The 914-nt window shown below is 54.5% G+C and carries 1 protein-coding gene; it reads right to left on the reverse strand.

Annotated elements, in window-relative coordinates:
* Positions 1-17 precede the first annotated feature (17 nt).
* Entirely contained in the window at positions 18-845 is an 828-nt protein-coding gene (locus IGS60_RS28240; RefSeq protein WP_230506905.1) for an IS5 family transposase, read from the reverse strand.
* Positions 846-914: the final 69 nt, after the last annotated feature.

A 914-nucleotide genomic window follows, 5' to 3' on the forward strand; every position in this document is an offset into this window, starting at 1 on the left:
AGAAACGGTTTAATAACTTAGCGGAAATTTAGTCGACGCAGCAGCAACGAACCCATGGCCAGGTAAATCATATTTTCCGAAACATCAATGCGCTGCTCGTAGTCGCGCACCAAGCGCCGGTAACGCATCAGCCATGCAAACGTTCGCTCGACCACCCAGCGCCTGGGTTGAACAGCGAAACCTTGCTGCCCTTGCAGGCGCCGCACGACTTCCACCGTGAAGTCAAGAAACGCAGCCTTGTCCATCAACTGTTTGCGGTCATATGCCGCATCCCCAAACAGATGCTTCACCCATGGCCAGCGTTTAATCAGGCCGTCGAGCACCATCTGAGCACCAGTGGAGTCGGCAATATCGGCTGGGGTCAGGTTCATCGCCAGTAAGCGACCGTCCGTGTCGACCGCGATATGGCGTTTGCGCCCGCTGAGTTTCTTGTGGGCGTCATAGCCTCTCGTTCGTGCCCCTGGCGCTTTCACGCTCTGGCTATCGACAACACCGGCACTCGGCAGCACCTCCCGTTCATTGCACATACGATCGAGCATCAGCGCCAAGTCATGAATGGTACGAAACAGCATGCGCCGCATCAGCCGCCGAAACCAGTAATAAACCGTCTGATACGGCGGGAAATCATTTGGCAGCATGCGCCACTCGCATCCGGACCGTACCATGTAACGCAGCGCATTGATCACCGTGCGCAAATCCGTTTTGCGAGGTCTTCCCGTCTTCGCTTGCCTTGGCAGCAGCGGTGCGATCAGACGCCACTCTTCATCTTTCAGATCTGTGGGATAGCCACGTTTAAGTGCCGTCCTCACCTGCTGATGCCGGCTTCGATTCTCTTGCGTCCACATCGTCAATCACTCCAAAACATCAAAGATGCTTTGACCTGAAAGTTGCTATAAAGTTTTTAAACCGTTACT

The sequence above is a fragment of the Janthinobacterium sp. FW305-128 genome, from assembly GCF_020858135.1.
Lineage (GTDB): Bacteria > Pseudomonadota > Gammaproteobacteria > Burkholderiales > Burkholderiaceae_D > Janthinobacterium.